This window comes from Actinomyces ruminis, assembly GCF_002154335.2.
In the GTDB taxonomy this organism is placed as follows: Bacteria; Actinomycetota; Actinomycetes; order Actinomycetales; family Actinomycetaceae; genus Actinomyces; species Actinomyces ruminis.
Map to the genome: position 1 here is coordinate 1 of NZ_MTPX02000012.1, position 6,288 is coordinate 6,288.

Annotated in this window: 8 protein-coding genes; 2 read left to right on the forward strand and 6 right to left on the reverse strand. The window is 61.6% G+C overall.

What is annotated here, in order from left to right; all coding sequences use genetic code 11:
- From BW737_RS01775 to BW737_RS01800, 6 genes are all read right to left on the reverse strand, one after another.
- Nucleotides 1–453, reverse strand: a 453-nt coding sequence (locus BW737_RS01775) for a hypothetical protein (protein ID WP_143233220.1), incomplete at its 3' end; no start/stop codon positions are given.
- A 254-nt stretch (nucleotides 454–707) separates the two neighbouring features.
- Nucleotides 708–1,523 (reverse strand): hypothetical protein, encoded by an 816-nt coding sequence (locus tag BW737_RS17345; RefSeq protein WP_257210356.1) that lies wholly within the window; start codon nucleotides 1,521–1,523, stop codon nucleotides 708–710.
- Between the two features lie 323 nt (nucleotides 1,524–1,846).
- Nucleotides 1,847–2,476 (reverse strand): hypothetical protein, encoded by a 630-nt coding sequence (locus BW737_RS15485; protein WP_143233221.1) that lies wholly within the window; start codon nucleotides 2,474–2,476, stop codon nucleotides 1,847–1,849.
- A 119-nt stretch (nucleotides 2,477–2,595) separates the two neighbouring features.
- Nucleotides 2,596–2,886, reverse strand: a complete 291-nt coding sequence (locus tag BW737_RS01790; RefSeq protein ID WP_143233222.1) for a hypothetical protein — start codon at nucleotides 2,884–2,886, stop codon at nucleotides 2,596–2,598.
- Nucleotides 2,880–3,386: a hypothetical protein gene (locus BW737_RS01795; protein WP_143233223.1), complete on the reverse strand. Its 507-nt coding sequence runs from the start codon at nucleotides 3,384–3,386 to the stop codon at nucleotides 2,880–2,882. Before BW737_RS01795 ends, BW737_RS01790 begins: the two co-directional genes overlap by 7 nt.
- A gap of 306 nt (nucleotides 3,387–3,692) precedes the next feature.
- The gene (locus BW737_RS01800; protein WP_180271990.1) at nucleotides 3,693–4,340 is read right to left on the reverse strand and encodes a hypothetical protein; all 648 of its coding nucleotides are present in this window, start codon (nucleotides 4,338–4,340) and stop codon (nucleotides 3,693–3,695) included.
- Between the two features lie 226 nt (nucleotides 4,341–4,566).
- On the opposite strand from BW737_RS01800, the gene BW737_RS01805 reads away from it, so the two are divergent.
- Together BW737_RS01805 and rhaI are read left to right on the forward strand one after the other, a co-directional pair.
- Complete coding sequence (locus BW737_RS01805) at nucleotides 4,567–4,971, forward strand: L-rhamnose mutarotase (protein ID WP_086616064.1); 405 nt, start codon at nucleotides 4,567–4,569, stop codon at nucleotides 4,969–4,971.
- A gap of 75 nt (nucleotides 4,972–5,046) precedes the next feature.
- Complete coding sequence (rhaI, locus tag BW737_RS01810; protein ID WP_086616063.1) at nucleotides 5,047–6,237, forward strand: L-rhamnose isomerase; 1,191 nt, start codon at nucleotides 5,047–5,049, stop codon at nucleotides 6,235–6,237.
- Nucleotides 6,238–6,288: the final 51 nt, after the last annotated feature.

The following is a 6,288-nucleotide window of genomic DNA, read 5'->3' on the forward strand; positions in this document are numbered from 1 at the left end:
GACCAATGCCGGCTCAAGAACAGAATGGAACCTCTCCACCTGCTCATCCAGACCCTCATCCGGACCCCAATAAGTCAACCTCGCCAACAGCACCTGGTTGTCGCTGTACCGCCAGGCCACATAGATACTGACATCAAAGGTCCAAACCCAACCCTCACCCTCCACACCCTCGAAAGTCACCTCCCGGGCCGTATCGGGATACTCGACGGGAATATCATCGAACTCCAACGCCGGCCCCTCATTCGTCTGCACTTGACTACCGATGTCGTACCTGAGCTTAAGCACCCCAAAGGGCTTACCGGTAGACCGTATGTCGCAGCGGTAGCTGTAACCAGATTGGCCGGTTTTCACATTCGATGTGGGGCCGGTGATGTAGTCATACCAGTAGGTGTCAAAGCCTAGGGTCTCCTGGAGGTCCTGGTTGGGGAAGACACCACAGATGGTCTCATCCACCAGCGGAGTGCTCGGAGCACGGGTTGGATCAGCCGAACCATCAATAAGACCGCAGGCGCCCAAGGACATGGCCAGGCAAAAGGCCACGACGGCATGACCGCCCCACCACCGCCAAGCTCGCCATCTGGCGTCGCGGCCAGGCCGTCTAGCCCCTCTTGATCGTGATCTCACGGTCTTCACCACACGCACGCCGTCACCGCCCAAGACCAGGAGCATCACCGACAACCATCCCACACGAGCCTCCACCTGACATCTCAAGGTTCGTCGGTGGGCCGGACAATAATCGTCTGGATCTCCGCCACCGGGATCGTAGTGGTCGTGGAGGTGGTGTGAGTATCCATGGAGCCCGAAGCGCCATCGGAGGCGGTGTAGGTGATCGCGTAGGACACCTTCACATCCACCGGAGTCACAGAGTCCTTGAAGTGCGCACTGGACCGGTCAAACACGATCACACAGTCCGTACCCTTGGCGTCGTTCTCCTCAGTCCAGGGGATACCGAACCCAGTACACGTAGCCGTCCCATCATCGGGCTGCAAAGTCAACATCGAGGCCGTAGCCGTGATCGTCGCCGTAGTCGACCCCGCCGTAGCCGTCACGGTCACTTCCTTGGGAGTATCACCCGTGGCCCACACCCAGGTATCCATACCCACAAACGTCGCCCCCACACCCCCATACATCGGGTTATACGAGATCGTCGCAGTAGGGATCGTGACTGAGTCCCACGCCGCCCGCGCCAGAGTCGCCCCATCAACCTCCGGGGCGGGAGCAGACTCGCCAGCAGGCACATACACGGGGTCGTGGTCGGCGATGTAGGCGTCTTCGATCTCACGGAAGTCGCGCTCATCATCGTCAGTCATGTACCGGGGGTCACAGTACGGGATGTACCAGTGCCCCTCCTCATCATCCGCATACGACTCATAGTCAGGGAAGTGAGTCTTGTACTCCTCCACCGAACCACTGTGGTTGAAACGGATGTACTCCGCCGCCTTCCCCGAATCAATCCACTCCGCCCGATCCGCACCAGTACCATCCTGCTCATACCAGCACACCGGATGCACCGCAGCGGTCACCACCTGCGACCACACCGAAACGCCACCACCAGAACCAGCCGACCCATCCGAAGCAGCCGACACAGACTCCACCTCCACACTCATCGTCACCGAACCATCCCCACCAGCAGACACCGAACCAGAAGAACTGCCACCTGTATTCGAGTCTTTGCCGTATGCGGCATATGCCGAGGGGGACAAAACGCAGGCAGATACTAGACAAATGGATGCCGCCATCTTCGCCAAGTATTTGATCGATGTTGCCATAACCTATACCGCACATTCATTTGCGGAGAGAGTCTGCTCTTCGACTGCTTTCCAATTCCCGTCTTCGTAGACCATTGTTATAGTTTTTTCGAATCTTCTCTGTAGAGTCTCAGGGTTACTGATGTCATTACCGTCAGCGTCATAATCAACCAGGTCGGTCTGGTCGTCGCAGATCTCAACCGTGGCTTTGGGCGTCGAGCATACAGCGACGTCAGGTACACCGACGTCACGGCGATCCTTACAGTACCGTCCGTGTACCCCTCGACGGCATCTTCATAGTTGTCTTTGAGTATCTGGTACGCCTCGTCGGTCATGAGCGGTTCAGCGTTCTCTACCCCCTCGCGGGTGAACCAGATGTTCCAGGTGACCTGGTCATAGTTGACGAAGGCCTTGAGCACCTCGGTCTGCTTCTCATCCAGATCCTCGGGGATGGAGGTCACCACGTAGCGGTCGGTAGACAGCGACTCCGCAGTCACCACACCCGCCGCCTCCGCAGAGGCCGCAGCCGACGCCGAGGCTGCCGCGGCAGCCGCCGACTCCGAAGCCTCCGCAGACGCCCAAGCCTCAGGATCATAAGTAGGGATATCCAGGCCACCCTCATCCGAACCCGACGAACACGCCACCAACGGCCCACACGCCACAAGCAGCACCACAACACCCGCGACAGCACGGCGCAGTCCGAGCGAACCAGTATGGAAACGACGCATCAGTGACTCCTAAGGGGCAAGAGCTTGTCATCAGGATGTTACAAAGTCTCACACGCCCACACACCGCACGCAAGCATCGACGACGCCAGGCCCCGTTAGGGAACATCACCGTCGGACGCTCATGGCTGCTTGGTCGGTTGGGTGTTGATTACCTGGATCTCAGCCACCGGGATCGTAGTGGTAGCGGAGGTGGTGTGAGTATCCATGGAGCCCGACGCGCCATCGGAGGCGGTGTAGGTGATCGCGTAGGACACCTTCACATCCACCGGCGTCACAGAGTCCTTAAAGTGCGCACTAGACCGGTCGAACACGATCACACAGTCCGTACCCTTCGAATCATTCTCCTCACTCCAGGGGATACCGAACCCAGTACACGTAGCCGTCCCATCATCGGGCTGCAAAGTCAACATCGACGCCGCAGCGTGATCGTCGCCGTAGTCGACCCAGCGGTAGCCGTCACAGTCACTTCCTTGGGAGTATCACCCGTGGCCCACACCCAGGTATCCATACCCACAAACGTCGCCCCCACACCCCCATACATCGGGTTATACGAAATCGTCGCCGTCGGAATCGTGACTGAGTCCCACGCCGCCTGAGCCAGAGTCGCCCCATCCACCTCCGGAACGGGAGCAGACTCGCCGGCGGGAACCCACACCGGCGCATGAGAAGCCACGTAGTCCTGAATCACGTCGTAGAAGTCGCGTGGGTCGTCGTCGGCCATGTATGCCGAGGAGCAGGTCGCCACATACCAGTAGCCCTCCTCATCGTCCGCATACGACTCATAGCCGGAGTAACGCGCCTTTTGCTCCTCCAGCCCTTCCGGGTCGTCGTTGTTGTTATTGCGGTGGAACAGATCGAACGCGGCGCCATCCGGAGACTCCAACCACTTCGCGGTCTCAGCGCCCGACATGCCCCGCGTGTACCAGCACACCGGATGCACACTCGCGGTCACCGCCTGCGACCACGCCTCAGCACCGCCAGAACCAGCCGACCCATCCGGAGCAGCCGACGTGGAGGTCACTGTGACAGTCATCGTCACCGAACCATCCACACCCGACGAAATCGAACCAGAAGCAGCAGAAGACGAACCAGCAGTATTTCGGCCCCCAACTCCTGCGGCATACGCGGGCGCCTCAATGCCTAATAGAACGGAAAGTAGAAGTAAGACGATTGATACTGCGGCGAGGCTGCCGTTATTTTGGTAACTCTTCATGACTCAGACCCAGCACTCGTTTGTGGAGAGTGTTCGCTCATCGTCTGTGCGCCATGTCGTACCGTCATAGACGAGAGTCACGACTCTTTCGTAACGCCCTTGGAGTGTTTCAGGATCGGTGTTCTCTGTGCCCGAGGTGTCATATGAAGTCAGATCTGCTTGATCACTGCAGACCCTGACTTCGGCCTGCCTGCTGGCCAGGTCGGGCGCTGTAACGGCTACGGAGATGATCGCTATACGCAAACCACCATTCACCGTCTCGCCCGCTATGGGGTCGTAGTAATTCTTGAGGCTCTGATACGCGTCGGGCGTGGTGAGGGGTTCGGCGTTCTCTACGCCGGTGCCGGTGAACCAGATGTTCCAGGTGACCTGGTCATAGTTGACGAAGGCCTTGAGGACCTCGGTCTGCTTCTCATCCAGATCCTCGGGGATGGAGGTCACCACGTAGCGGTCGGTAGACAGCGACTCCGCAGTCACCACACCCGCCGCCTCCGCCGACGCCCACGCCTCCGGATCATAAGTAGGGATATCCAGGCCACCCTCATCCGAACCCGACGAACACGCCACCAACGGCCCACACGCCACAAGCAGCACCACAGCGCCTGCCGCGGCACGGCCCCGCCAAGGCAAACCAGTCGGGAAACGAGCCATGAGCAACTCCTCGCACGTACAAGCAAATCTGCAGGTCACGTCATCAGGACGTTATATAGCTTCACACACCTAGATGTCACGCACAAGCAACAACCACAGCCGGCGGTTCCCAGCCTCCCCTTGACTAGTACCCAGCAGCCGGACTACAGTAGTATGCATTGAAACGGTTCACATCGTTGGCCGTCACCGCGAGACACGCGGCACCAGATTCGAACAAGGACGTTCAATGACCGACTCCCCCGCCGCCGACACCCCCATTGCGGGCGCCGCCGAACCAGCACCCCTAACCGAGCTGCTCAGCACCACCTCGGCCCGCTCTCCCCACCGCTGCTGCTTCCTGCTGCACGTGCGCCCAGACCGCCTCAACGAATACGTCGAGGTCCACCAGCACGTCTGGGAGGAGATGCGCCAGGCCCTGACCCGCTGCGGATGGCGCAACTACTCATTGTTCCTGCGGCCCGAGGACGGGCTCGTCGTCGGCTACTTCGAATCCGACGACGTCGACGCCGCCCAGGCCGCCATGGCGAACGAGGAGGTCAACACCCGCTGGCAGGCGGAGATGGCCCAGTACTTCGTCCAGCCCGACGGCGGCACCAACGAGATCCTGCCCCCGTACTTCTACCTTCCCTGACCTCGACTCCAGCCCGCACACCAAGAGAATCCTTAACCAACACCCATCCACCGCCTCACGAAACGGAGAGAACCCATGACTGCCACCACCCCTACCCTCAGCGACCTCAGCGCAGAGGCCCGCAGCCTGCTCCAGACCCAGACCATCGAGTTGCCCAGCTGGGCCTTCGGCAACTCCGGCACCCGCTTCCGCGTCTTCACCACCGCCGGCGTACCGCGCGACCCGTACGAGAAGATCGACGACGTCGCCCAGGTCAACAAGTACACCGGCGTCACCCCCCGGGTGTCCCTGCACATCCCGTGGGACAAGGTCGACGACTACGAGGCGCTGCGCGCTCACGCCGAGGACCAGGGCGTCACCATCGGCACCATCAACTCCAATGTCTTCCAGGACGAGGACTACAAGCTCGGCTCCCTGACCAACCCGGATGAGCGGATCCGCCGCAAGGCGATTGACCACCACCTGGAGTGCATCGACATCATGCGCGCCACCGGCTCCCCCGCCCTGAAGATCTGGCTGGCCGACGGCACCAACTACCCCGGCCAGGACTCCATCCGCGCCCGCCAGGACCGCCTGGCCGACTCCCTGGCGGAGATCTACGCCGCGCTCGACGACGATCAGCAGCTGGTCTTGGAGTACAAGTTCTTCGAGCCGGCCTTCTACCACACCGACGTGCCCGACTGGGGCACCTCCCTGGTGCACTGCCTGGCGCTGGGCGAGCGCGCCAAGGTCGTCCTCGACACCGGCCACCACGCCCCGGGCACCAACATCGAGTTCATCGTCGCTCAGCTGCTGCGGCTGGGCCGCCTGGGCGCGTTCGACTTCAACTCGCGCTTCTACGCCGACGACGACCTCATCGTGGGCGCCGCCGACCCCTACCAGCTGTTCCGCATCATGAACGAGATCGTCGCCGTCGGCGCGCTCGCCCCCGACTCCGGGGTCAACTTCATGCTCGACCAGTGCCACAACCTGGAGGAGAAGATCCCCGGCGAAATCCGCTCGGCCACCAACGTGCAGGAAGCCACCGCCAAGGCGCTGCTGGTGGACCGCGAGGCCCTCGCCCAGGCGCAGCGCGCCGGCGATGTCCTGGCCGCCAACGACATCTTCGTCGACGCGTACAACACCGACGTGCGCCCGCTGCTGGCCGAACTGCGCGAGTCCCAGGGCCTGGCCCCCGACCCCATGAAGGCCTTCCTGGAGTCCGGCTACCTGGACAAGATCCGTTCCGAACGCGTCGGCGGCAACGCCGCCGGCTGGGGAGCCTGAGTCGCCTCACGGCGGGGCCGGGCACTCGTCCGGGCGCCGGCCCGCCGCCCG